Source organism: Aurantiacibacter rhizosphaerae (assembly GCF_009807005.1).
Classification (GTDB): Bacteria; Pseudomonadota; Alphaproteobacteria; order Sphingomonadales; family Sphingomonadaceae; genus Alteraurantiacibacter; species Alteraurantiacibacter rhizosphaerae.
The window spans coordinates 902,687-926,141 of the sequence record NZ_WUBR01000001.1; the positions used below are offsets into that span (position 1 = coordinate 902,687).

A 23,455-nucleotide genomic window follows, 5' to 3' on the forward strand; every position below is an offset into this window, starting at 1 on the left:
AGAGATGAGCGCCATGGCAACGCCCCTGAAAGATCGCGGTGATCCGGCCTCTGAATTGTTCGAGGTGGAGAATTATCCCTTCTACCGGCTCAACCGCACGGCCAGCCGATACAATCGTCTGATCGAGGCGGAATTGCGCAAAATCGACCTTGAGGTTCTTGCCTGGCGCGTGCTGCTGATCCTTGGCGAAACATCGCCGCTTCCAGCGGCCAAGGTGGCCGAATTGTGCTTTATCAATCTCTCCACGCTGACCCGGCTGATAGAGCGTATGAAGCGTGCGGGCCTTGTCCTCACCTTTACCAGCGAGAGCGACCGGCGCGTCACGCAGATCGGCATGACCGATGCTGGCCTGGCAAAGTTGAAGGAGGCGCGCGTGATCACTGCGCCGTTCTATCAGCAGGCGATCAAGGGCTTCAGCGAAAGAGAACTCTCATCGCTTCTGAGGTTGCTCGATCAGCTTCATGACAACCTTGAGGAACCTGCGGTTCAAGGCATGCCGAGGAAAACCAAGCTAACCAGCCCAGCATAAATCGCGGCCCTGTAAAGGCCAGAAACAGTGCCGGTCTGTCTATATATTTTAAGCATGAAGTAATTTTGAAAGAGGATACGCGAAATGCGCATTGCATGTCTGGGAGGGGGGCCGGCCGGCCTCTATTTCGCCATATCGATGAAGCTTCGTGCGCCTTCGCACGATATTCACGTGTTCGAACGCAACAAGGCCGGAGACACCTTCGGTTGGGGCGTTGTCTTCTCTGACCAGACGCTGGAAAACCTCACCAGGAACGATGCCGTCAGCGCCAAGACAATTATCGATCGCTTCGCGCATTGGGACGATATCGAGGTTACAGTGGGCGATCGCTCCATGACATCGGGCGGCCATGGCTTCATCGGCATCGGTCGCAAGCAACTGCTGGTGATCCTGCAGGAACGCGCCCGTGAACTGGGTATCCACCTGCATTTCGAATATCAGTTCGATGGCGATCTGGAGCCATGGTCTGATTACGATCTGGTGGTCGCCGCCGATGGTGTGAACAGCCAGATCCGCAACCGCTATGAAGACAGGTTCGACACCGATATCCAGGTGCGTGCCAACAAGTTCATGTGGCTGGGCACCACGCGGATGTTCGATGCCTTTGCCTTCATTTTCGAAAAGACCGAACACGGCTGGATCTGGGCGCATGCTTACAGGTTCGACGATACGCACTCCACGTTCATCGTCGAATGTTCGCAGGAAACCTGGGACGCCTTCGGCTTTGAGCTCATGAGCCAGCAGGAATCGATTGCCGTGTGCGAGAAGGTGTTCGCCCGGCACCTTGATGGCCATGCCTTGCTCACCAACGCCAGCCACCTGCGCGGATCGGCGGCGTGGATCAATTTCACGCGCGTGCTCTGCAATACATGGTCGTTCGACAATGTCGTGTTGCTTGGCGATGCCGCCCACACGGCGCATTTCTCCATCGGTTCGGGCACGAAGCTGGCGCTGGAAGATGCCATGAAACTGGCAGAGGTTCTGGATCGGCCGGGCCTGGACAACCGCGCCACAATGGCCGCCGCGCTGGAAGAATATCAGGAGGTGCGCCAGCTGGAAGTGCTGAAAATCCAGAACAGCGCCCGCAACTCCACCGAGTGGTTCGAGACTCTCGATCGTTACCTCGGTTTCGATTTGCCGCAGTTCACCTATTCCCTGATGACGCGCAGCCAGAGGATCAGCCACGATAATCTGCGCCAGCGCGACGGCGCATGGCTGGCCGAGGTTGAACGCTGGTTTGCAGAAGAGGAGGCGGGCGAGCGGCCTACCGAACCCATGTTCCTGCCCTATAAACTGGGCAAGCTGCAGCTGGATAACCGGATCGTGGTCGCCCCGATGCTGACCTACAATTGCGATCCGCAGGGGCGGACCACCGATTTCCACACCGCGCATTACATCGCGCGCGGGCTGGGCGGTGCTGGCCTTGTGATGAGCGAAATGGTGGCCGTCTCGCCAGAGGGGCGCCCGACTCCCGCTTGCCCCGGCCTGTGGGACGATGACCAGATAGAGGGCTGGGCACGGATCAACCGCACTATCCATGAACAGGGCGGCGCGAAAACCTGTGTCCAGCTGGGCCATGCAGGACCGAGGGCGGCCTGCAAGGTGCCGGACTGGAACAACCCGCAGTACGACGTGCCGATGCACGATCCGTGGGACATCCTATCTGCCAGTGCAACGCCATGGAGCCGCGCTGGCATCGTTCCGCGGGCCATGTCGCAGGCCGAAATCGATACTGTGGTGACAGCTTTCGCCGATGCCACACGCCGCGCCGATCACGCGGGCTTCGACATGGTGGAGATACAGGCGGGCCACGGCTTCCTGCTGTCCAGCTTCATCACGCCGGTGCTAAACCAGCGTGACGATGACTATGGCGGCTCTCTGGAAAACCGGATGCGCCTTACCCTGCGCATCATCGCGGCGGTGCGTGAAGCCTTGCCCGCGTCAAAGCCCATCGCCGTGCGCATTTCTGCAACAGACTGGATGGGCGAGGCTGGTGTCCAGCCGCAAGACGCGGTGGAAATCGCCACCATGCTGAAGGCGGCAGGCGTCGATATCGTTGACGTTTCGAGCGGGGAAATCTCTCCCGATGCAACGCCGGTCTACGGCCGCATGTATCAAACGCCCTTTGCTGACCGTATCCGCAACGAAGTGCAAATCCCCACCATCGCTGTTGGCAATATCACGGAGCGCGATCAGGCCAATTCGATCCTTATCGCGGGCCGCGCCGATCTGGTGGCCATCGGGCGGCCGCATCTCAGTGATGCATCATGGACAGCGCGCGCCGCGGCGGAGGCGCAGAGCAAGGCGTTCCGAGTGCCCTTCGCATATGCGCCGGGCCAGGCGCAGATGCGGCAACTGGCGCGTCGCCGTCAGGAGATGGAAGAGAGCATGCGAGCGTAGGCGGGCGCTTTCGTAAGAACTTGAGCGGTTATTCTACCGACAGCAAGTCATCACGATATGCCGGAACCCAGCGCCGCCTTGCAATGGCGTTCTCCCAGCCATCGGCAGGGGGCGTCGCGCCCAGGTCACGTTCTGCCACCTTGCAGACGGACAAAGCGACGGTGTTCGCCACGTCGGCCAGCTGCTCGCTGGGCGGGAACAGCGCATCGCTGCCCCCTTCGGATCTGAGGGAGGCCAGCGCCTTGGCGGCTTCGGCAAACATCGCCTCTGTAATGCGCGTGGCGCCTGAAACCAGCGCGCCAAGGCCGATGCCGGGAAAGATGTAAACGTTGTTGACCTGCGTCACGGCGCCGTCCCCGCCTTCCGAGGGGCTGCCTGTGCCGATGATGGCCCGGCCATCGGACCATGCCTGAACATCGCCCGCGGTCGCTTCTGACCGTGTGCCGGGGTTCGACAGCGGCAGGATGATGGGGCGTTCATGATGCTGCGCCATGGCGCGCACTACGGGTTCATCAAATGCGCCGAACTGGCCGGATGTGCCGATCAGGACGGCGGGCTGCGCGCGCTCGATCGTCTCGATCAAACCGGGGGCCTTGCCGGATGCCAGCCATTCAGCGGCCTCCGCTTCGGGCCGGGCGATCAGCGCCTGGCCCGGTATGGCAACGTTGACGCCTTCGATGATCAGGCCGTCGCGGTCCACGCCGTAGATGCAGCCACGCGCCGCGTCATGGGAAAGGCCGCGCGCTTCCAGTTCTCCCACCAGCAGGCTGGCGATGCCGCAGCCCGCTGCGCCCGCGCCGAAAAGCAGGATCTTGTGCTGGCTGAGGTTAATTCCGGCCAGCCGCTCTGCCGAAAGGATGGCTGCCAGCGCGGTTGCGGCGGTGCCTTGGATATCGTCATTGAAGGATGGAAGCCGATCACGATAACGGCTCAGCAGGGCAACCGCATTTGGCCCCGCGAAATCCTCCCATTGCAGCAGCGCGCCGGGCCAGCGTTCTTGCACGGCTTCCACGAATTCCTCGATAAAGGCATCATAGTCCGCCCCGCGCACGCGCCGGTTACGCCAGCCAACATAAAGCGGGTTTTCCAGCCGCGCCTGGTTGTCGGTGCCCGTGTCCAGCAGGATGGGCAGCGTCCGCGCGGGATCGATACCGGCGCAATCGGTGTAGAGCGACAGCTTGCCGATCGGTATGCCCATGCCGCCTGCGCCCTGATCGCCAAGGCCCAGTATCCGCTCCCCATCGGTAACGCAGATGACCTCCACATCCTCGAACGGCAAATCGGCCAGGATCTGGCGCAGCCGCCCTTTCAGCGGATAGGACAGGAACAGTCCGCGCGGCCTGCGATAGATTTCGCTGAAGCGGACGCAGGCCTCCCCCACCGTGGGCGTATAGACCAGCGGCAGCAGCTCTGCCCGGTGCTGCGCCAAGAGGGCGTAGAACAGCGTTTCATTGGTGTCCTGCAGATCGCGCAGGAAGGCGTATTTCTCGAACGGGGTGGAAAAGGCGCGCAGCACGGCGATGCGGCGATCTATCTGCCCTGAAATCGTGGAGACATGGCTGGGCAAGAGGCCGTGCAGGCCCAGCCGGTCCCGCTCTGCCTGCGTGAACGCCGTGCCCTTGTTCAGCAGCGGATCGGACAGGATCGCGCGCGGGTCTGCGGGGTTCTTGGTCAAGCTTGCCTCGTGCATCGGCGTTTGGTCCATTTATGTAAAAATCGGGCCGGGAGTGGGAAGAAGGGAAGCACTCCCGGCCCGAAGGCCGGCGATAACGCCGGATCAGCGGATGACGGTTTCCGGTCCCATCATCATCGTGGGCAGCCAGGTTGAAAGGATCGGGATGTAGGTGACCATGATCAGGAAGATCACCAGCACGCCCAGCCACGGCAGCGCGGCCTTCACCACCGCCAGCATCGACATATTGGCGACGCCCGACGTCACGAACAGGTTCAGCCCCACCGGCGGCGTTATCATTCCGATCTCCATGTTCACCACCATGATGATGCCCAGGTGGATGGGATCGATGCCCAGTTGCATGGCAATGGGGAACACTAGTGGCGCCACGATCACGATCAGGCCCGATGGTTCCATGAACTGTCCGCCGATCAGAAGGATCAGGTTCACCACCACCAGGAACATCAGCGGGCCAAGGCCCCAGGCCAGCATGGCCTGCGTGATGTGCTGCGGCAGCTGTTCTTCGGTCAGCACGTGCTTCAGGATCAGCGCGTTGGCGATGATGAACATCAGCGTGATGGTGATCTTGCCCGCATCATACAGCACTTCCTGCGTGTCCTTGTGGAACCACGCGGTGAAAAGCGCCTGCGGCCTGCGCAGCAGGGAGATCGGGCGATCCGGATCGTCAGCAACGGGGGCAGCAGTCCCACCACCCAAGTTCGGCCCACCAAGCACGGCAGCACCGCCACTCATGGCCAGCGTATCGGAATGCTCAGCGCGTTCCTTGATCATTGCCGGCTTGCCGTGTGCGGAAGGTGCCTTCAGCGGGCCCATGTCCCGGTAGATGAAATTGGCGACCACGAAGGCGTAGACGGCGGCCATTGCAGCAGCCTCTGTCGGGGTGAATACGCCGCCCCAGATGCCGCCCAGCACCACCACGACCAGCATCAGGCCCCAGAACGCATCCGCGCCCGATTTGCCGATCTCGCGCCAGCCGGCCCATTCACCGCGTGCCAGCTTCTTCCAGCGGGCATAGGCGTAAATCGCCACCATCAGCATGCCGCCTGCGATAAGGCCGGGGATGACCCCTGCCAGGAACATGCGGCCCACCGACACATCGACAGTGGCGGCATAGACCACCATCACGATGGAAGGCGGCAGCAGGATGCCCAGCGTGCCTGCGTTACACACCACGCCGGCGCCGAATTCCTTCGGATAGCCAACCTGCGTCATGCCCGCGATCACGATGGAGCCGACGGCCACCACGGTGGCGGGGGAGGAGCCGGAAAGCGCGGCGAACAGCATGCAGGCAAACACGCCTGCGATGGCTAGGCCGCCGGGCAGATGCCCCACGCAGGCCACGGCAAACCGGATGATCCGCTGCGCCACCCCGCCTGTCGACATGAATGCCGCGGCTAGGATGAAGAAGGGGATCGCCAGCAGGGTGTAGTGCCCGTGGAAGGCATCGAACAAGGTGTTGGCGACAGATGTCAGCGATCCGTTGGAATAGATCAGCAGGAAGACGATTGAGCTCAGGCCAATCGAGACACCCACCGGTGCGCCCAGCACCAGCAGGGCGATGACCATGGCGAACAGTATAAGGACTTCAGCCATTGGTAGTCTCCTTCGCCGTATTGGCGGTGCCTTCGACATGCGCGTCACGATCTTCGAGTTCCTCGACGACTTCGTGGCTGGCGATGATCGAAGTGCGCTTGCCCTTCAGGATCTCGATGGCCGAGATCGTCCAGCGGATGGTGAGCAGCACCATCGACAGGGGAAGCACGAAATAGGGGATGAAGCGTGGCAGCTTCTCGTAAGGTTCTCCGCCGTTCATGAACGCCAGCCAGCCAAAGCCGGGCATCATCGGAACATCCTCCGTCGTAAGGAACGACAGGTCTGTTACGAAGGGATACCAGTAGTTCCACGATCCGATCAGCAGCAGGATCGTATAGGCAAGGCACGCGGCGACTGCGAGCAGGGCGGCAATGCTTTTGGCCCTTTTGCCCAGCAGGTTGACCGCGGCATCCACGCCCAGATGCGCGGTAATCGCCACGCAGTGCGCGGCACCGATCAGCACCAGCCAGGCAAACAGGTACACCGTGGCTTCCACCGCCCACAGGACGTTGGAATTGAAGACGTACCTGGCTATCACATTGGCGAAGGTGATGACGGTCATCAGGCCCAGTACCACCGCGATGAACAGGCGCTCGATGCGCCCGATCAGGCTTGGCGATTCACCCATTTCATAGAACATCGGACATTATCCTCTCGTAAGGACGTTGTGCTTGCGAAGAGGCCGGGGCGGCGTGATTTCGCGCGCCCCGGCGCCTCAGGCGATTGCAGGGATGGTTACCCCTGGTTCGCGGCCTGTGCGGCCTTCACCGTGTCGGCACCCACATCGGGGGTGAAACGCTTCCACACGGGACGCAGTGCATCCACCCACGCCTGGCGCTGTTCGGGCGTCAGCTCGCGGATTTCGGTGCCGGCATCGGCGACGGCCTGGCGGGCTTCCTCTTCCAGCTGGTTCACGGCCTGGTTGCGCTCGGTCGAAACCTCGGCAAGGACGCGTGCCAGATCGTTGCGATCGTTCTCGTCCAGGCCTTCCCACCAGCGCGTGCTGGTGACGACCATGTAATCAAGCACGCCGTGATCGGTGTTGGTGATGCCGTCCTGCACTTCGAAGAACTTCTGGCCATAGATGTTGGACCAGCTATTCTCCTGCCCGTCCACCACGCCTGTCTGCAGCGCGCCGTAAACCTCGCTGAAGGACATTTTTTGCGGATTGGCACCAAGCTGATCGAACACGGCAACCAGCACATCCGAGTTCTCGACGCGGAATTTCAGGCCCCGGGCATCGGTCGGCTCTATCAGCGGGCGGTCGGCGGAAAGCTGCTTCATGCCGGAATGCCAGAAGGAAAGACCTTGCAGTCCCTTGTCTTCCATCGAATTCAGCAGCGACTGGCCGGCTGACGATGCCTGGAAACGGTCAACCGCGTCGATATTGTCGAACAGGAAGGGGAAGTTGAAGATGCGAAGCTTGGTGGTGTAATTCTCGAACTTCGACAGCGAGGGCGCGGCCATCTGCACGTCGCCCAGCAGCATCGCTTCCAGCACCTTGTCATCATCATACAGCATGGAATTCGGATAGACTTCCATGCACATGCGGCCGTCCATCTCGGTGTTGATGCGTTCCTGCAGCAGGCTGGCGGCAATGCCCTTGGGATGCTTGTCGGTGTTGGTAACGTGGCTGAACTTGATCACCTGCTCACCCGGATCGCAGCCGTCGTTCGCGGCAACCTCATCCCCGCCAGCGGTGCCGGAGGATTCTGCGTTGTCGTTCGAGGATACGTTGCACGCGGCCAGCGCCAGGCTGACCATGCTGACGAGCGGAATGGTATAGAGTTTGCGCATTTCAGGATCTCCCAATTTTTATGTTTTCGCATTTGAGTGCGTGAGGCCAATCAAGAGAACGGATGGCATCAAGGCAATCGGCCAAGGGGGCTGCGCTGGCGATTTTCTGCGAAATATTGGCGGCGTGTAACGCTGGCTTCCCAGCAGGCATGCCAGCGCGGGCGAAAAGCGTAACACCGGGCCTCCGCCGTGTGGTTCACTCGGCCTCATCCGTGAAATCGACCCGCTGAAGCTTGTGGCGAATCATCTTCTCGTAAAGCGTCTTTCGTGACACGCCCAGCTCCTCATAGCTGGCTTTCAGATTGCCGCGGTGGCGGATCAGCGTATCGACAATGGCATCGCGCTCCGCCGCTTCCATGCGCGCCTGCAGGCTTTCGCGCGGCTGGCATGAATCCTCGCTATCGTCGGGTTTCTCGATGCCGACGAAATACAGCTCGGCAAGGTTGCGCAGCTCTCTCACGTTTCCGGGCCATTCGCGCTGCGCCAGCGTGCCGAGGTAATCGGCGGAGGGGCGGCGGTACTGATCCACGCCATGCCGCGCGGCAACGGTGCGCAGCAGGTGTTGAAACAATACGGCCACGTCTTCCGCATGGTCTCGCAGGGGCGGCATCTCCACCGTGGCGACGGCAAAGCGATACATGAGATCGGACCGGAATTCTCCGGCTTCGGTCAACGCTGCCAGAGACCGGTTGGTGGAGGTGATGATGCGGGCATCAAGATCGATGGATTCGTTGGAGCCGACCCGTTCGAACCGGCGCGTGTCGACCAGCCGCAGAAGTTTGGTTTGCAGGGCGGGGGAGAGCGAGCCGACCTCGTCAAGATACAGCGTCCCGCCGCGCGCATGCTCCAGCTTGCCATAGCGTGCCCGGCTCGCGCCCGGAAAGGCATCAGCCTCATGCCCGAACAGCAGGTGCTCAATATTCTCCTCCGGCAGAACCGCCAGGTTTATGGCAACGAAGGGCTGGCCCGATCGCGGGGACAGATCGTGCAGCATGCGGGCGGCAAGATCCTTCCCAGTGCCTGTTTCGCCCGTCAGCAAAACGTCGAGATCGGTGGCCGCCAGCATGCGGATGCGTTCCCGCGCCTGCTGCATCAGTTCCGAGGAGCCGACCATCAGCCGGTCCAGCGCATCATTGGTGCCTTCCAGCGTATCGCGCAGATCGCGGTTTTCCAGCCGCAGCTTGCGAAACTGCAAGGCCCGCGCAACGCGTTCACGCAGAGCCTGATTGGAGAACGGCTTTTCGAGGAAATCGAAAGCGCCCTTCTGCATCGCCGCCACGGCCAGCGGCACATCGCCGTGGCCGGTCACCAGGATCACGGGCAGCGCATCGTCTATTTCCTGTATCGCTTCCAGAAACTGGATGCCGTCCATGCCGGGCATGCGGATGTCGGACACGATCACGCCGGTAAAATCGCGCGATATCCGCTCCAGCGCCCGCTCTGCCTTGGCAAAGGCGGTGACTTCGTGCCCTGCCAGCGAAAGGCTTTCGATCGTGGTGTCGCGCACGTCCTTGTCGTCATCCACGAAAATCACGTCGGCACGGGTCGTCATGCAACATTCTCCTTCTGCGCCAGTGCCGGCATGGCGATGATGAACGTCGCGCCGCCGTTCTCTCCGGGACGGTAGAGCAATTCTCCGCCAAATTCCGATACGATCTTGGCCGATACGGATAGTCCAAGGCCAAGTCCTTTGCCACGCTCCTTGGTGGAGAAAAACGCCTCGAAAACGCGGGGCTCCTGCTCTTTCGAAACGCCGGGGCCGTTATCGGAGAACTGCAATTCTATCATCCCGTCCTCTCGCCGTGATCGCACTGCGATATGGCAAGGGATGTCGGCCGAAGCGCACGCATCCAGCGCATTCGCGATGAGATTGATGAAGACCTGCGACAGGCGGTTGCGCCCGCCCATGACGAAGAGGTCAGGCGCCACATCGAGATCGAAGATCGCATCCTCCTTCTGCATGCGCGGCTCCATGATGCCAAAGGCATCGTCCAGCGGCACGGACAGGGCCAGCGGATAGGAATCGGTGCGCGGCTGGCGAGAGAAGTTGAGCAGCCTTTTCGTAAGCCGGGCGATCCTGTCGGGCATATCGAGGATGGTGGAAATCTTGCTGCGCGCCAGATCATTGTCTTCACGGTCCAGATATTCATGCGCCAGCTCGGCGTTGGACCTGATGGCGGTAAGCGGCTGGTTCAATTCATGGCTGACCACGGCGGACATCTGCCCCACGGATGCGAATTTGGCGGCCTGCGTCAGTTCGATATGGGTTTCGCGCAGGTCCTTCTCGATCTTCTGGCGGCGGGCGATTTCTTCCCGCAAATGCCTGTTCGCCTCCCGCATTTCGGCGGTGCGCCGGTCCACCGTTTCTTCCAGCTCGGTCCGCATCTTGCGTTGCAGGGCCAGCCGCTCGACATAGGCGGCGCGGCGCGAAAGGATCAGCAGGGCGAGCAGGGCCAGCGCGCTGGTGCCGGTTGCGGCAAGCCAGCCCACCAGGCGAACATATTGCACGGCATCCTCGGATGATCGCGACACGCTGAGCGTCCAGCCATTGCGCGAATTCACCAGCCGCGACTGTCGCTGGGCGAAGGGCACCTTCCTGCCGGCCTGCGGCGGTCCCGCAAATTCGTCAATCGGCCGGCCGATGGCATCGCGCCTGTTGGCAACGGCCACGATGCCGCTCCTGTCCGCAACCAGCACGGTGTCTGACTGGAGTTGCAGATATTGCTCCAGTTCGGAAAGCGGCGCGATCACGACAACGATTTCGGCTCCTGCCTCGGGCACGGTGTCCACTTCAAAGGCAAAGGCATAGCCGCGCTGGCCATTGCTCCACGTTACGAAAGACCTTCCAAGGCCGCCATTCGCGGCGGTGCGCAGGATATCAGTGCCCAGCATCGCGGTTTCGCCTTCCGGCACGGTTGAGGAGAAAGAGCCTGCCAGTAGAGTGCCGTCCGGGCGCACGATCATCGTTGCCTGCGAACCCGTGGCGCCGTTCCACCGGGTCAAGCGGGAGCCGATGGAGGCAAGGGCATCCCCGTTCAGGAAGTTCGCATCGCGAAGGGCCGGGTCTTCGGCATAGATCGCGGCCAGCGCCCAATATTGCTGCTGCCAGGCTTCCAGCGATGTTGCGTAGGTCTCGGTCGCCCGCGCCAGTTCGCGGTCAAGCTCCTCGTCAGCGCTGCGTTCCGCCAGTTGCACCGCTACCACGGTCACCAGCGCCACCACGCCTGCAAGCACGGCAAGCCGCGCCAGCAGTTTGCGCCATATAGAACCAAGCGGCTCTCTTGATGCCAAAGGCCATCCCCTCACCATGGACGGCACTGCGCCCTGTGGTGGACATAGCCCGGTAAACGGCCAGCTGTCGATTGCCGCATCCGGCGAAAGTGATGCGGGATAGTGGCGCCGATCGGTTTTGTTGTTTTCTTCCGATCGGCGCCCGGTGCCGCCAGTTGTCGGCGGTGTACGACCCCAGCGAGGCATTAGAAATCGTAGCGGACGCCAAGCTCCATCTGCGACATGCTGTCACCGCTGGAAGATGAGGGCGCGCGAAGCGGATCATTGTCGAGCTTTTCGTACCCCAGCCACAGCCGTGCATCGCGCGAGATATGGCGCACATATTCGATCTTGTAGGAGTTCACGTCGCCCGAAACGTCGCATGAATCGACGGCGTAGCGACCGTGGATCTGGTTATCCCCCGTGCGATAGCTGGCATAGGCGCCGGTGGCACTGCGCGATTCACCGGGGCAGTTCGGAATGCCATCGACCCGGCCTTCCGTTGCAGCATCGCGCAGGCGGATGGTGCCGGTGGACCCGCGATAGATGTCGAAATCGTCGTTTTGGCGGTGGTGGTAGGCTGAAAGCGTCAGGCCCTTGGCCGGATAGACCCAGCCGCGCACGCCCAGGAGGGTGCCCTTGTCGGTGCCCTGGTTGTCCTTGATCGCGGCGACCTGGATCTTGGCGATATCGAAATCATATTCGGCACCGATCTGGAACTGGTCGAAGCTGTCGCCGTCCTGCTGCTCCATCTGCACGCCTGCGCCCACGGTCAGCCCGCCGGTGGAATAGTAATATTGCAGCATGTCATCATCGCGGATGGTGCCAAGCCGAACCGAATCCAGCCCGTCCCCGAAATAGGAACTGCGCACGAAGCGGTGGAAGACGATTGTCTGGGAGCCATAATAGAGGCTGCCGTATTTTTCCGATTGCACGCCGACATAGCCCAGGCGCAATGTCGGATCGCCGTTCTGTTGCAGATCCACCAGGTTATCGGCGCGCAGGCCGTATTCCACCGTGGCCACCAGCGCCACGCCGTCTCCGATACGCTTCTTGGCATTCACGCCCACGCGGCTGAGGAAGTCGCGGCCGTTGATCGCATCATCATCCGTCCCGGCGTCGACATAGTCCAGGCCGATGCGGATGGAGCCATAGAAGTCCACCTTGAACTCATCGTCGAGCGGCACGACTGGGTCCGCGACCTCGTCCAGCGTTTCCGATGTGGCGGCGCCTTGCGTTGCGGAGGGCAGGGTCTGCGCTGAGGCACCTTGTGCAATGCCGCAAAAGGCCACGCCGCACATTACAGCCGCGGTTGCGGCACGAAGCTTGATCATCATTTCTCTCCCAATGTTTTTGTTTTGACGAGAGGGACAGAAGGACAGGAACACCGTCCCGACAATCGCGAAACTGGCACCGCGACGCAGAAAATTGCGATGATCAGCGGCGGGGTTTCGCAAGGGTTACACGGCGCACTGTTTGGGCGTGTTATTCGCGTAGCAGAGCGCATCGCGGAGGCCGCACCAGAGGGTGAAGGGGCGGCAGATCGTCAGGAGCAGGCGCGGGCAGCATTGCGATTCGCAAGGCGCCGATCGCCCGATGTCGGCACTATCAGAGCACATACAAAGCCGCTGTTTCATCGTCTGCCACTCATCGCCAAACGCAGGCGAGAAGACGGTGCAGATCGTATCTGATGGTGCCGAAATGCCGACCCGCGCATTGCAACAGCATGGCACATACCATCGAAGACCTTCAGCGCGAGATGGAGCTTGCGGCAAGTGAACTCGATTTCGAGAAGGCAAAGCAGATCCGCGACCGTATCAACCTGATCAGGGGCGGGGCGTCTGCCGCAGAGGCGGAGCAGGCCGACACCTCAGACCTGACGCGCCAGCGACCGGGCGCAATGGGACTTGGCACGAACCGCCAGCAGCCCATTCGACCGGCAGGATGGAAACCGCCGCAAAAGCCCGATCCGATGACGTCGGGCCGAAAGCGTAAATAGGGGGCGCAATCACCGCGGGTGCGCAAATCTGCATTCGCGGTCACTGCGAAGACGCGTCGGGAATTTTGACAAGTTAATCCCGCGACTGCCGTCATTAACCATCGTGTGTCGCGGATTTCAGGGACTGGCACGAAGATTGCGTAATTCTCGGTATCCAAATTTTTTGAGGGTACTTGGGATCGTGAACAAACTTACCACCGCAGTACTGGCCTGTGCTGCCCTGGCCTATGCAACACCGGCCGCTGCCGGACCGATCACGATGGACAGCAGCGATATCGACTCCAGCTTCACCATCGATTTCGATGGCTTTGCCAACAATTCCACAAACACGGTGGACGGGCTTTCCGGCTCCATTACCTTCACGCTCGAGGAAATCACCAGCGGGACCTACACCTTCGGTTACAAGGTGGACAACACCAGCAGCGACGGCGTTGCCTCCAAGATCTCCAGCTTCGCATTCAACGTCGATCCCGATATCGTGGGCGCCTCCTCCGATGGCGCATACAACTACAGCTTCGTAACCGATGGCCGCGCCAGCGATCCGTCATATCCCAACCAGGTTGGCGCGGTGGATGTCTGCTTCAAGGCGGCAAACAGCGGGTCCTGCTCCAACTCCAGCGGCGTTTCCGAAGGGTCTACGGGCAGCGGATCGCTTTCCCTGTTCTTCGGTTCCTCGCCCAGCGAAATTACGCTGAGCGACTTTTTCGTGCGCTATCAGGGTATCAGCGGTGCGGGCGATGTCACCTCTGCCAGCGGGCAGCAGGTTACATCCTCCACCACCGGCGGATCGAGCAGCGGAACGCAGGTTCCCGCGCCCGGCATGGTCTGGATCCTGGGCCTCGTCCTGCTGGGTCTTGGTTTCCTGCGCCGCCCCGGTCGCTGGAATGCCAGCGATTTGGGCGGCAAACCGGCGTTCGCCTGATCCTCTACTCAGCGGCCAGGTGCCGGAGGGTCGACTAGCTGCGCTTTCGGGCCTGTTTCAGATGCTCTGCAATATCGGCATTGTCCGGCGCCAGCCGGGCCGCCTTCTCCAGCAATTGCAGGCCGCGGGCGCGGTCTTGCCCGCTCTGCACCATCAGCCAGCCTGCTGTGTCGATAACGCTGGCGTTATCAGGCGCCAGCTTTAACGCGGCGCGCGCATGGCTCAGCGCCTGCGCAGTCTGGCCTGTGCGGCTTTTCGCATAGGCAATATTGTTCAGCACCATGGCGTTGGAATCGCCGGTCCACCTGCGCAATTGCTCATAGGCGGCGATCGCGGCGGGCCAGCGCTGGGCGCGCATATCCGCATCGGCTTGCGCCAGCAGCGCGGCGATGCGTCTTTCGGGCGGAGCATTGGCAAAGGCGGCAGCCACCTGGCCAGCGCGGCCCGTCCGATCCGCAGCCTTGCGGTACAGCGCAATGTCACCCGGCGTGCCGTTTGCGCTGATCGCCAGCGGACCGATGGTGTCGAACGCCGCGCCCGCATCGCCCAATGCCATCTGCGCATCGGCCAGCGCGCGGCGGGCCTCCACCGCCTGCGGAGAGCGGCGCACGATTGCCGTCAGCTTGGGCAGTGCCTGCTCCGGCAAATCCAGCTCCAGCAGGGAGCGGGCGTACAGCTGTTGCGTGCGAGTATCTTCGCTGTCCTCGATAGGTTGCAGCAGGGTGCGCACCCTCGTCCAGTCTCCATCATCGGCGGCAAGGCGGGCCTGCAGATAGATCACGTCAGGATCGTTCGGCATGCGGCGCGCAGCGTCTGACACCAGATCGCGCGCGTCCTGCATTTTGCCCATGTCGCCCAGCATTCCGATCCGGCCCAGCAGGGCTGCGCGGGATTCTGGCCATGAGGCGTGGGCCTGCTCGTAATATTTCAGCGCCTGCGGATACGCACCTGCGGTCTGCGCAATATCTGCGCTGGCCAGCAGCGGGTCCAGCCCATCGGGATCGGCCTCAAGCGCCTGCCGGGCAAGCGAGCGGGCACGCGATAGATCGCCATTCAAGGCTGCGAACCGCGCGTAATCGGCATAAAGGCGGGAGCGATCGCCATCAGCATCAAGCCCGCGATAAAACGCATCCCTCGCAGCATCGCTTTCACCAAGTCCGATATAGGCAAGGGCCGCAATACGAAGCCCGTTGGCGGTGGCCAGGGCCTCTCCAGCGGCGGCTGCGCTGGCAAGTGCGCCCTGGATGATGAAGGCTTCGGCCAGCAATTCCTGGTGATCGGCCGGACGTATGCCAAGCCCGTCCATCCGGGTAAGCGTTGCTTCTGCACCCACACCGTCTCCCAGCATCAGCTGGGTGCGCACCAGCAATTCCAGCGCCTGCGGATCGTTTTCATCCGCTTGCAGCAAGGTGCCAAGATCGAGGCGCGTTGCACTGAAGCGGTGCTCCTCAAACGCCTGCTGCGCCCGCGCCAGGCGCTCTTCTGGCGAGACATCGCACCCTGTCAGCATGAGTGCCAGGGCGCTTGCAGAAATCAGATGGAGGACACGTCGCATGCTCGCGCATCTAGTGCGGCGAAGTTTAGGATAGGTGTACGTTGGCGTGCGGGTGGCGGTTTATCCGGCGAGAGGTGAGGGGGTGCTGGACTGGCTGGGAGCGCCCACAGCTATGGTTGATTTTCGATCAGCGGATCGATCAACTCGTCGAGAAAAAGGGCAAGCAACATGGTCTGGTTGGAGACCTGTGCCTTGTTGTAGATCTGGCTGAGTTGCGAGCGCACCGTGCCCTCTGCGCTGCCACGCAGCCTGGCAATTTCCGGAATGGTAGCGCCCTTGATTGCGAAGAGCGCAACGTCGCGTTCCGACCCCGTCAGGTTCCATTGTTCGAACCGCAGCCTGATGAGATCGGCCATCGCCCCGCGCGCCACGTTCAGCGCTGCCTCATTGCGCTGGGCATCGGCCAACAGCACCCGTGTGTAGCGAGCGCCCATTATGGTGCCCGCCAGCAGGGCGACCGCAACCGCGCATTCCATGATCGCCTCGATCTCAAGGCCCGAGCGCAGCTGCGCTGCTATGTCATCAATGCCATCTGCCAGAAAATAGAGCGCGGCCAAGCCTTGCAGGATAACCAGCGCACCAACTGTAAGCGCGCTGCGGCGCGGCGACTGGCCTGCTTTCATGTGTCTGCCGTTCACTCCGATTCTCCCTAAGCAGCCGCTCAACAGTCGCCGCCTAAGCAGGTGCTTATGGATTTTGCGACAGTTGCGTTCGATTAAATCGCCGAACCCGAAGGCAAACCTGAAGCCGGGCAATCGATTGGAGCACATCTGATGACACGTGACGATATGGCTGATGCCGTAGCCAAAGTTCCGGCGGTTACTGCGGGGTTCTGGATCATCAAGATTCTGGCGACCACTTTGGGGGAGACAGCCGGAGACTCGGTAAGCATGAGCTGGCTGGGTGAAACATCCGCCACCGCGGGCCAATCGGGACTGAACGGCTATGTCGTGGGGACTGCCATATTCGGGGCAGCGTTGCTGATCCTCGCATTCTTGCAAATTCGCGCCCGGCGCTTTCATGCCTGGCTGTACTGGGCAACCATCATCGCCTCCACCACTGCGGGAACGACCCTGGCAGACTTCGCCACCCGATCGCTGGGTATCGGTTACCCCGGTGGATCGCTGCTGCTCCTTGCCCTGGTTCTCGGTTCGCTGTTCGCATGGCATCGCACTCTGGGTGAGATATCTGCCGCTTCGGTCCACACGCGCGAGGCGGAGCTGTTCTACTGGATCACCATCACCTTTTCCCAGACACTGGGCACGGCACTGGGCGATTGGGTGGCGGACGGGTCGCTCGGCTATCTGGGCGCGGCAATGATCTTTGGAGGGGCGCTGGCGCTGGTGGCGCTGGCGCATTACTTCACCCGCGTTCCCAAGCCCATGTTGTTCTGGACAGCGTTTATCCTCACACGGCCCCTGGGCGCGGTGGTGGGTGATTTTCTCGACAAGCCTGTATCGAGCGGCGGACTTGAATTGAGCCGCCTTGCTGCTTCTGCCGTCCTCGCAGCCGCGATTGTAATGCTGATAGCGCTGTTGCCCCAACGCCCGGAGTCCGTCGCGGCGCAGGAACGGCTGGAATGATGCGCATCATCCGCAGCGGTTTAATGAATCGGATCGGTCCTCACCGCTGGGACAGCCACGTTCTGATAGCGTTTCTCGCCTTCGCTCTCGTGTCGCTCGGCATGATTGCCCTGGCTTCCGAAGTGGCGGAGGGCGACACCTTCGCGATCGACAAGATGATACTGACCGGACTGCGTCACAGCGATCAAGCTGGTTTGCCGATCGGTCCTGCCTGGCTGAGTGTGGCGGTGGCCGATCTTACATCGCTGGGTAGCGCGGCAGTTCTTGTCCTGATCACCGTGTTCGCTCTGGGCTATCTTCTGGTCGTGGACAAGAAATCCAATGCTATGTTCGTCGCTGCCTCGATCACCGGTGGCGCCTTGCTCAGCGGGCTGCTGAAGGCAATTCTGGTCAGGCCGAGGCCCGAGATCGTGCCGCATCTCGTCGATGTCAGTTCATCGAGCTTTCCCAGTGGTCACAGCATGAACTCGGCCATCGTCTACCTCACCTTGGCGGTGCTTTTAGCGCGCAGTGAAGAGGATCGGCACGTCCAGGTTTACCTGATCGCGGTCGCGCTGACCCTCACTCTCATAGTCGGCAGCACCAGGGTTTACCTGGGTGTCCATTGGCCAAGCGATGTGCTTGCGGGCTGGGCCGTAGGAGCCATCTGGGCAGCCGGGTGCTCTTTAATAGCAAGAGAGTTGCAGCGCCGCGGAGCAATTGAAAGGCCGGTTGAAGGGCCCGTCGATGGGCACTCTGGCAACTAAGGTGGCGCTGGCAATCGGACCGTCAGCCGTCAGGTGTCCCTCGCTGCTCGCGCGCCTTCCGCTGTCTCGCCGTGATGGTGTGCGCAAGCCATGCCGCTATGACCAACACGGCCACCGCACAAAGAATGACTGCATTCAGATGCAACCGGCCGAACAGGGCCTCGATTGCCTGCCCGAAGAAATAGCCCAGCGTCACGAAGGTTGCGCCCCACACCAGCGCAGCGGCGGCGTTGATGAGGACGAAACGGGACGCGCGCAGGTCCGTCGTGCCTATGGCGACAGGGCTGATAGTGCGCAGACCGTAGAGGAAGCGGAATGCGAAGACGAAGCCTGTCGGATGCCGATCAAAGACCGCCAACGCCCGTTTGAACGCAGGCTTTGCGCGAATTTTCTGCACATAGGCGGTGTCGCGAAACCCGCGGCCCAGTGCGAAGAAAACCTGGTCTGCCAGAAATGATCCGAGCGATGCCGCCAGCACAGCCGGCAAGAAAGCAAACAGCCCGCGATGCACGAACATCCCGCCAAGGACTGTCACCGTCTCCCCTTCAAGCCCGGCGCCTATGCCAAGCGCCCAGAGGCCATATTGGGTGAGGAATTGTTCAAGCTGCATCGGGTGCTTTTCTGCCGCGAAATCCGGCTGGTTTCCTGAAACGATCGCGGTACATTCGCAATCGATAATAATTGCATCGCTGGTTGCGGGGGAGGGAACGGCTCGGCCAGATCCGCGGTTTTTATCCAAGGCAAACACATCAGATCAGAGAGGAAAAGACGGTTGGACCAATCGAGCGGCGCGCAGGCTTCGGCCATCCAGCTCAGCGTGGATGCAACAGATGTGGCACGGGCAATCTTCTGGGCCACGCAGACCATGTCGGTGCAGGGGCGCGAGGGGCGTATCGCGCTCACGCTGGCCAAGTGGCTGCCCGCCTATCACGCGCCGCGCGGGGCGATAGACAGGCTGGCGGGGCTGGATTTCAGGGCGGATGGCTCGCCATGCCGCTGGCAGCGCGATCCTGACGATCCTTACCGCATCCTGGTCGATCTGCCCGAAGGGGCCATGCGCCTTGATATCACCTGCCAATCCCTGTCGCCCACGCAAGGCAATCAGGGCCGCATCATGGTGAGTGACGAGATTTTGCGCTTCCACTGGGAAGAATGCCTGCTCTATCCCGCAGACGCCCCGATTGACGATATACTGGTGGAGCCCGCCCTGCGATTGCCAGAAGGATGGGACTGGGCCTGCGCACTGGGCCGCGCGGACGAGGCGCAGACCGGGCCGGGCCAATCGATGCTGCGGTTCAAGCCGGTAAACGTGCGCACGCTGATCGATTGCCCGGTGCTGGCCGGCATCCACACCCATCGCGAGGATCTGGACGCAAACGTCGAACTGCTGATCGTGGCGGATCGGCAAGACCAGTTGCCGCAGGGCACCGAGGAACTGGAATGTCATAAGCGCCTGATCGCGGAGGCGGACGTGCTGTTCGGCCATCGGCCTTTCGACAATTACGTGTTCCTGATGGCCTGTTCGGACCAGATCGGGCGCATGGGGCTGGAGCATGAATGTTGCAGCGAGGAGGGCGTGCGCGCCACCTATTTCAGCAATTGGCAAAGCTCCACGACGGAACGCGATCTCCTGCCGCATGAATATGTGCACGCCTGGGTCGGCAAATACCGTGTGCCGGCGGGGAATTACCAGTCCGATTTCAGCCGCATGACGAATGAGCTGATGTGGGTGTATGAAGGGCTGACGCAGTATTACGGCCACGTCCTTGCCGCGCGGTGCGGGCTGATCTGCGCAGAATTGACGCGGGAGGCGTTTGCGCTGGTTTTCGCCACATATGACAATCGGCCGGGCCGCACATGGCGTCCGCTGGCCGATACGGACAATGATCCCATCTTCACCGCACGCGAGGCGCAGCCATGGCAAAGCTGGCAGCGCTCGGAGGATTATTATTCCGAAGGCCTGCTGATCTGGATGGAAGCGGATACGATCATTCGGCAGGGATCAGACGGCAAGCGATCGCTGGACGATCTGATGCGCCGCTTCTTTGCACCCGACGGCGCAGGTGATCCGGGCGTGGCAGGCGGACAGGGACAACGCCGGACGCCTGAACCCTACGGGCGCGATGAACTGATCAGGGCGCTGACCGATCTGCACGAATACGACTGGGCTGGCTTCTTCAAATCCCGCGTCGATGGCATCGCCCCGCACGCGCCCTATGCCGGGATCGAGAACGGGGGCTATCGCCTCGTCTGGCAGGGCCACCCATCTGGCTGGCAGGCGGATGACCAGACGCACCATTCCTATTTCGACTTCTCCTATTCAATGGGGGTCAAGATGGGCATCGGCGCCAAGGTGATCGATGTTCTGTGGGACGGGCCAGCCTTCAATGCCGGGATGACGAAGGGGATGGAGGTCCTCTCGGTTGGCGGGGTAACCTATTCCCACGCGGCGATGCAGGATGCGCTGGATAATTGCGCCGATGGCGGCGGCAGTGTGGAGCTGGTGGTCAAGCGGTTGGACAAGGTGAAGACGCTGACTATCGATTGCCCGACGGGCCAGCGTTATCCCGCCCTCGTGCCCGATGGCGACGGCCCGCATCTTCTCGACGCAATTCTGAGGCCGCGCGCCACGTCATAGGGGCAGTGCCGATGGCATCGTAAATGTGGCTGTCTGGCGGCAAGCTACAGGCGCTTCATCCGGCTTTTTCCACCGGTGCCGGGTCAGCAATGCGGCCGAAGAAGATCAGCGCGCCGCTGGCCCGGTCGCGGATGGTCAACAGGAATGGACGGTCGACGATCATCGTCGGCACATCCGGCATAATGCGCGAACCGGTGACCACGATCTTCACCGCCGTCACCGCCGCTGCCTCCGTCCCTTTTTCATCCACACGCAGGAAGGTGGCGTGGGCCACATCGTCAATTTTCAGCGGGGCAGCGGCCATGCTGGAGAAATCGGCACAATTTTCGTTGAAAGCGCAGGGCATTCCTGCCGCGATCAGCGCCTTCTTCACGCTGCCGTCGAAGCGCGCTTCGAAACGGGGCAGGCGCAGCAGGATTTCGCGTTCCTCTGCCGTGCCAAGATCGAATTTGCCGTCGCTCCCCTGCTGGCCGAGATTGAAGGAAAGACCGTCCAGATCGCGCTCCCAGCGGCGCAGGGTCGCCATGTCCCTTGGCAGGAACACTTCCATCACAAAGCGACCATCATCGCCATAGGGAAGCTGTACCGCCTGCCAGTCACGCGTCTGGCGATAGGCCATCGGCGCGATGCGCTCCATCATGTAGATGTTCTGCTTCGTGCCATCGCCGCGCGTGAATTCGCCGATGCTGCCATCTTCGAAGGGGATGCTCCAGTCCGCCTTGAACCATACTGCATTGGTCAGCACCGCAGCCGTCAGATCGTTCAGGCCGCTGGCCTCGACGATGCGGGTAATCCGCTCACGCGTCTGATCGCTGACCCAGCCGTTGATCGTGTCGGCAGAACCCTGCGGATCGCCGCCGAAATCCAGTGGGCGGGCAGTGGCGCCGAAATTTTCTCTGGTGGTGCGCAGGTACTCCGGCGTGAAAGCGAGCTTGTCCGATAGCCACAATGCATTGGCGACAGACAGCGCCACCTTGTCGTCCCCCGTCCGCGTCAGGAAGCGGTCGTAATCCTTTACGCCAAGCTCTGGCCGAGTGGCTGCATCCCACCCCAGCAGGGCGCGCATTTCAGCCTCGGTCTCCCCGCGCGCGCCGGGTAAGGCGAGGCCAAGCCCTTCGCTGAGCGACAGGGGCGAGATGAAGAGATTGTCGTTCGGTTCTGCCGCCTGCGCCATCTGCGGATAGAGCCGCGCGGCAAGCTGCGCCTGACCGGCGGTAATATCGTTCGGGCTGGCCTGCGCCCCGCCTTGCGCCGCGGGCGGCACTGGCGTGGTGGCGCATCCGCTGGCCAGCAATGCGCCGCCGATCATTGCCAGGATTGCTTTCATTGATCCTGCTCCAGAAACTCGGCCAGCCATTCGGGTAACGGTCGGAGATAACCTTGAGGCGTGCGGCACAGGCCGGACACCAGACTTGTTCCCGTGGGACATTCCGAAGCATCCATTACGGGGCGCGGAGGAACATCTATCGTCATCGCGGCGGTGATGGGCGGTGCGGCGATGCCATTGGCGTCCACCTGCCGATTTGCTGCCTGCCGCCGATCCAGCCACGCCATTGCGCGGCGCGCCTGCGCCTCTTCAAGACCATAGGAACTCTGCAGGCGCTGTAGTGCGCGGGCGTTATCATTCACCACGTCCTGCCGCGATTGTGCGTCCGCGCTTTCGAGGCCTTCCACCTTGATCACTCTGCCCGGCCCGCACGCCGCGTGGATCGGCTCCACCAGTTCCGGCACGGTCACTTCGTTGACGGAGCCCATGAAGGTCACCGTCTCACCCACGCGCGCATAGCCGGGGGCTGCTTCCGATCCGTAGGCCAGGTAGTTCTGGCTATCGACGAACAGGCGCGCGCCGAAAGGAAACAGCACCAGCGCATCGTCATGATCGGCGGCGCGGAAGCAGCCATCCTTCAGCACGACCTGCACACGGCTGTTGATGGCGTTGAGCGCGCCTGCCGGCCGATCATGGCGGGGGAAGATGCGGATATGCGGGGCCACGCTGGCGGGCACGGCATCATCGCGCTGCGCTGCGCTGGGCGGATTGCTGATCGGCACCACCGGCGCGGCGCGGAACACCAGCGTTACCGGTTCGGGAATGGTTACGCCCTTGCGGCGCACAAGATCGCGAAACTCGTTTTCGGATACGCTGATCTCCACGCTCACTTCCTGCGGGCGAATGCCGGTTGCCTGGATCACGCGGTCTTCGCGGAATGTCTCCCACATGAAATCGGCAGCGGCCATCAGCTCTTCTTTTGACCAGCGAACGGTTTCACCGCGAAAGGTGGGATTATCGCTGTATTTGCGCAGGGTCTGCGGTCCGTCACGCAGGAATTGCACCACCAGTCCCGGTTCGCCATCATTGTCGTAATACAGATCGACGAAGTTGCCGCGCTCTTCCCGTCGCAGCCGTTCTGTCAGCGCCTGCACCTCGTCCATCACGCTATTCTGATATTTTGCGACCCGCATGAACTGCGCATCGGCGGCATCCTGTTCGGCAGTGCGCGGTTCTGGCGGGCGCGGCTGCTGCGGATCGAAATCGGCTGGCGGCACGTCTATGATGGTGGCAAACCCCTCTGCGTTAAAGTCCGCGCGGAACGGCTGCGATGCGTCCGGGGGGCCTTCTTCCGGGGTGTTTGCCGCACAGGCGGCCAGCATTGCGCACAGGCTCAATCCAGCCGCGAGCGTCGTGAATCGTCGCATGGTCATCGGGTCAGTCCCCTCATCGATTTCAACCTC

At 61.8% G+C, this 23,455-nt stretch carries 20 protein-coding genes; 8 read left to right on the plus strand and 12 right to left on the minus strand.

The window, feature by feature from the left end; genetic code table 11:
* Positions 1–13 precede the first annotated feature (13 nt).
* Both GRF63_RS04265 and GRF63_RS04270 read left to right on the plus strand, forming a co-directional pair.
* Positions 14–529, plus strand: a complete 516-nt coding sequence (locus tag GRF63_RS04265) for a MarR family winged helix-turn-helix transcriptional regulator (protein ID WP_160484720.1) — start codon at positions 14–16, stop codon at positions 527–529.
* Positions 530–613: 84 nt separating this feature from the next.
* Positions 614–2,929: a bifunctional salicylyl-CoA 5-hydroxylase/oxidoreductase gene (locus GRF63_RS04270; RefSeq protein ID WP_160484721.1), complete on the plus strand. Its 2,316-nt coding sequence runs from the start codon at positions 614–616 to the stop codon at positions 2,927–2,929.
* A 28-nt stretch (positions 2,930–2,957) separates the two neighbouring features.
* Here GRF63_RS04270 and GRF63_RS04275 read toward each other — a convergent pair whose 3' ends face one another.
* The 7 genes from GRF63_RS04275 to GRF63_RS04305 all read right to left on the minus strand — a co-directional run bounded on the left by GRF63_RS04275 (position 2,958) and on the right by GRF63_RS04305 (position 12,619).
* A complete protein-coding gene (locus tag GRF63_RS04275) occupies positions 2,958–4,634 on the minus strand; it encodes an NAD-dependent malic enzyme (protein WP_160484722.1) in 1,677 nt (558 codons plus the stop codon).
* 72 nt (positions 4,635–4,706) lie between these two features.
* The gene (locus tag GRF63_RS16505) at positions 4,707–6,215 is read right to left on the minus strand and encodes a TRAP transporter large permease (RefSeq protein ID WP_237392273.1); all 1,509 of its coding nucleotides are present in this window, start codon (positions 6,213–6,215) and stop codon (positions 4,707–4,709) included.
* Positions 6,208–6,855 (minus strand): TRAP transporter small permease, encoded by a 648-nt coding sequence (locus tag GRF63_RS04285; RefSeq protein WP_160484723.1) that lies wholly within the window; start codon positions 6,853–6,855, stop codon positions 6,208–6,210. Before GRF63_RS04285 ends, GRF63_RS16505 begins: the two co-directional genes overlap by 8 nt.
* Positions 6,856–6,950: 95 nt before the next feature.
* Positions 6,951–8,012, minus strand: a complete 1,062-nt coding sequence (locus tag GRF63_RS04290) for a DctP family TRAP transporter solute-binding subunit (protein ID WP_272914644.1) — start codon at positions 8,010–8,012, stop codon at positions 6,951–6,953.
* Positions 8,013–8,208: 196 nt separating this feature from the next.
* Positions 8,209–9,564: a sigma-54-dependent transcriptional regulator gene (locus tag GRF63_RS04295; RefSeq protein ID WP_160484724.1), complete on the minus strand. Its 1,356-nt coding sequence runs from the start codon at positions 9,562–9,564 to the stop codon at positions 8,209–8,211.
* On the minus strand, positions 9,561–11,303 hold the full coding sequence (locus GRF63_RS04300) for a sensor histidine kinase (protein ID WP_160484725.1): 1,743 nt from the start codon (positions 11,301–11,303) through the stop codon (positions 9,561–9,563). The genes GRF63_RS04295 and GRF63_RS04300 overlap by 4 nt, the downstream gene beginning before the upstream one ends.
* A 185-nt stretch (positions 11,304–11,488) precedes the next feature.
* Complete coding sequence (locus GRF63_RS04305; RefSeq protein WP_160484726.1) at positions 11,489–12,619, minus strand: porin; 1,131 nt, start codon at positions 12,617–12,619, stop codon at positions 11,489–11,491.
* 389 nt (positions 12,620–13,008) lie between these two features.
* Between GRF63_RS04305 and GRF63_RS04310 the strand changes: the two genes are divergently transcribed.
* Together GRF63_RS04310 and GRF63_RS04315 are read left to right on the plus strand one after the other, a co-directional pair.
* A complete protein-coding gene (locus tag GRF63_RS04310) occupies positions 13,009–13,281 on the plus strand; it encodes a UvrB/UvrC motif-containing protein (RefSeq protein ID WP_160484727.1) in 273 nt (90 codons plus the stop codon).
* A gap of 181 nt (positions 13,282–13,462) precedes the next feature.
* Positions 13,463–14,203 (plus strand): cistern family PEP-CTERM protein, encoded by a 741-nt coding sequence (locus GRF63_RS04315; protein ID WP_160484728.1) that lies wholly within the window; start codon positions 13,463–13,465, stop codon positions 14,201–14,203.
* 34 nt (positions 14,204–14,237) lie between these two features.
* On the opposite strand, the gene GRF63_RS04320 is transcribed toward GRF63_RS04315, so the two are convergent.
* Together GRF63_RS04320 and GRF63_RS04325 are read right to left on the minus strand one after the other, a co-directional pair.
* Positions 14,238–15,713, minus strand: coding sequence for a tetratricopeptide repeat protein (locus GRF63_RS04320; RefSeq protein ID WP_160484729.1), 1,476 nt, complete (start codon positions 15,711–15,713; stop codon positions 14,238–14,240).
* A gap of 155 nt (positions 15,714–15,868) precedes the next feature.
* On the minus strand, positions 15,869–16,315 hold the full coding sequence (locus GRF63_RS04325) for a helix-turn-helix transcriptional regulator (protein ID WP_237392274.1): 447 nt from the start codon (positions 16,313–16,315) through the stop codon (positions 15,869–15,871).
* Positions 16,316–16,531: 216 nt separating this feature from the next.
* On the opposite strand from GRF63_RS04325, the gene GRF63_RS04330 reads away from it, so the two are divergent.
* Both GRF63_RS04330 and GRF63_RS04335 read left to right on the plus strand, forming a co-directional pair.
* A complete protein-coding gene (locus tag GRF63_RS04330; protein WP_237392275.1) occupies positions 16,532–17,341 on the plus strand; it encodes a COG4705 family protein in 810 nt (269 codons plus the stop codon).
* The gene (locus GRF63_RS04335; RefSeq protein ID WP_160484730.1) at positions 17,338–18,087 is read left to right on the plus strand and encodes a phosphatase PAP2 family protein; all 750 of its coding nucleotides are present in this window, start codon (positions 17,338–17,340) and stop codon (positions 18,085–18,087) included. Before GRF63_RS04330 ends, GRF63_RS04335 begins: the two co-directional genes overlap by 4 nt.
* Before the next feature lie 22 nt (positions 18,088–18,109).
* On the opposite strand, the gene GRF63_RS04340 is transcribed toward GRF63_RS04335, so the two are convergent.
* Positions 18,110–18,604 carry a DedA family protein gene (locus GRF63_RS04340; protein ID WP_237392276.1) on the minus strand — a complete coding sequence of 165 codons (495 nt, stop codon included), beginning with the start codon at positions 18,602–18,604 and terminating at the stop codon, positions 18,110–18,112.
* On the opposite strand from GRF63_RS04340, the gene GRF63_RS16510 reads away from it, so the two are divergent.
* Both GRF63_RS16510 and GRF63_RS04345 read left to right on the plus strand, forming a co-directional pair.
* Positions 18,593–18,736, plus strand: a complete 144-nt coding sequence (locus GRF63_RS16510; RefSeq protein WP_237392277.1) for a hypothetical protein — start codon at positions 18,593–18,595, stop codon at positions 18,734–18,736. The two genes, GRF63_RS04340 and GRF63_RS16510, sit on opposite strands and share 12 nt — an antisense overlap.
* A 123-nt stretch (positions 18,737–18,859) precedes the next feature.
* Positions 18,860–20,725 (plus strand): M61 family metallopeptidase, encoded by a 1,866-nt coding sequence (locus GRF63_RS04345; protein WP_160484732.1) that lies wholly within the window; start codon positions 18,860–18,862, stop codon positions 20,723–20,725.
* Between the two features lie 55 nt (positions 20,726–20,780).
* Here the strand turns inward: GRF63_RS04345 and GRF63_RS04350 are convergent, their stop codons facing one another.
* Positions 20,781–22,052 carry a serpin family protein gene (locus GRF63_RS04350; protein ID WP_237392278.1) on the minus strand — a complete coding sequence of 424 codons (1,272 nt, stop codon included), beginning with the start codon at positions 22,050–22,052 and terminating at the stop codon, positions 20,781–20,783.
* On the minus strand, positions 22,049–23,425 hold the full coding sequence (locus tag GRF63_RS04355) for a hypothetical protein (RefSeq protein ID WP_160484733.1): 1,377 nt from the start codon (positions 23,423–23,425) through the stop codon (positions 22,049–22,051). Before GRF63_RS04355 ends, GRF63_RS04350 begins: the two co-directional genes overlap by 4 nt.
* Positions 23,426–23,455 lie beyond the last annotated feature (30 nt).

Excerpts from the sequence above, each read along its gene's own strand:
- GRF63_RS04265 (WP_160484720.1), top strand. The coding sequence starts at position 14 with ATGGCAACGCCCCTGAAAGATCGCGGTGATCCGGCCTCTGAATTGTTC.
- GRF63_RS04270 (WP_160484721.1), top strand. The coding sequence starts at position 614 with ATGCGCATTGCATGTCTGGGAGGGGGGCCGGCCGGCCTCTATTTCGCC.
- GRF63_RS04275 (WP_160484722.1), bottom strand. The coding sequence starts at position 4,634 with ATGGACCAAACGCCGATGCACGAGGCAAGCTTGACCAAGAACCCCGCA.
- GRF63_RS16505 (WP_237392273.1), bottom strand. The coding sequence starts at position 6,215 with ATGGCTGAAGTCCTTATACTGTTCGCCATGGTCATCGCCCTGCTGGTG.
- GRF63_RS04285 (WP_160484723.1), bottom strand. The coding sequence starts at position 6,855 with ATGTTCTATGAAATGGGTGAATCGCCAAGCCTGATCGGGCGCATCGAG.
- GRF63_RS04290 (WP_272914644.1), bottom strand. The coding sequence starts at position 8,012 with ATGCGCAAACTCTATACCATTCCGCTCGTCAGCATGGTCAGCCTGGCG.
- GRF63_RS04295 (WP_160484724.1), bottom strand. The coding sequence starts at position 9,564 with ATGACGACCCGTGCCGACGTGATTTTCGTGGATGACGACAAGGACGTG.
- GRF63_RS04305 (WP_160484726.1), bottom strand. The coding sequence starts at position 12,619 with ATGATGATCAAGCTTCGTGCCGCAACCGCGGCTGTAATGTGCGGCGTG.
- GRF63_RS04310 (WP_160484727.1), top strand. The coding sequence starts at position 13,009 with ATGGCACATACCATCGAAGACCTTCAGCGCGAGATGGAGCTTGCGGCA.
- GRF63_RS04320 (WP_160484729.1), bottom strand. The coding sequence starts at position 15,713 with ATGCTGACAGGGTGCGATGTCTCGCCAGAAGAGCGCCTGGCGCGGGCG.
- GRF63_RS04330 (WP_237392275.1), top strand. The coding sequence starts at position 16,532 with ATGACACGTGACGATATGGCTGATGCCGTAGCCAAAGTTCCGGCGGTT.
- GRF63_RS04335 (WP_160484730.1), top strand. The coding sequence starts at position 17,338 with ATGATGCGCATCATCCGCAGCGGTTTAATGAATCGGATCGGTCCTCAC.
- GRF63_RS16510 (WP_237392277.1), top strand. The coding sequence starts at position 18,593 with ATGCACGAACATCCCGCCAAGGACTGTCACCGTCTCCCCTTCAAGCCC.
- GRF63_RS04340 (WP_237392276.1), bottom strand. The coding sequence starts at position 18,604 with ATGTTCGTGCATCGCGGGCTGTTTGCTTTCTTGCCGGCTGTGCTGGCG.
- GRF63_RS04350 (WP_237392278.1), bottom strand. The coding sequence starts at position 22,052 with ATGAAAGCAATCCTGGCAATGATCGGCGGCGCATTGCTGGCCAGCGGA.
- GRF63_RS04355 (WP_160484733.1), bottom strand. The coding sequence starts at position 23,425 with ATGACCATGCGACGATTCACGACGCTCGCGGCTGGATTGAGCCTGTGC.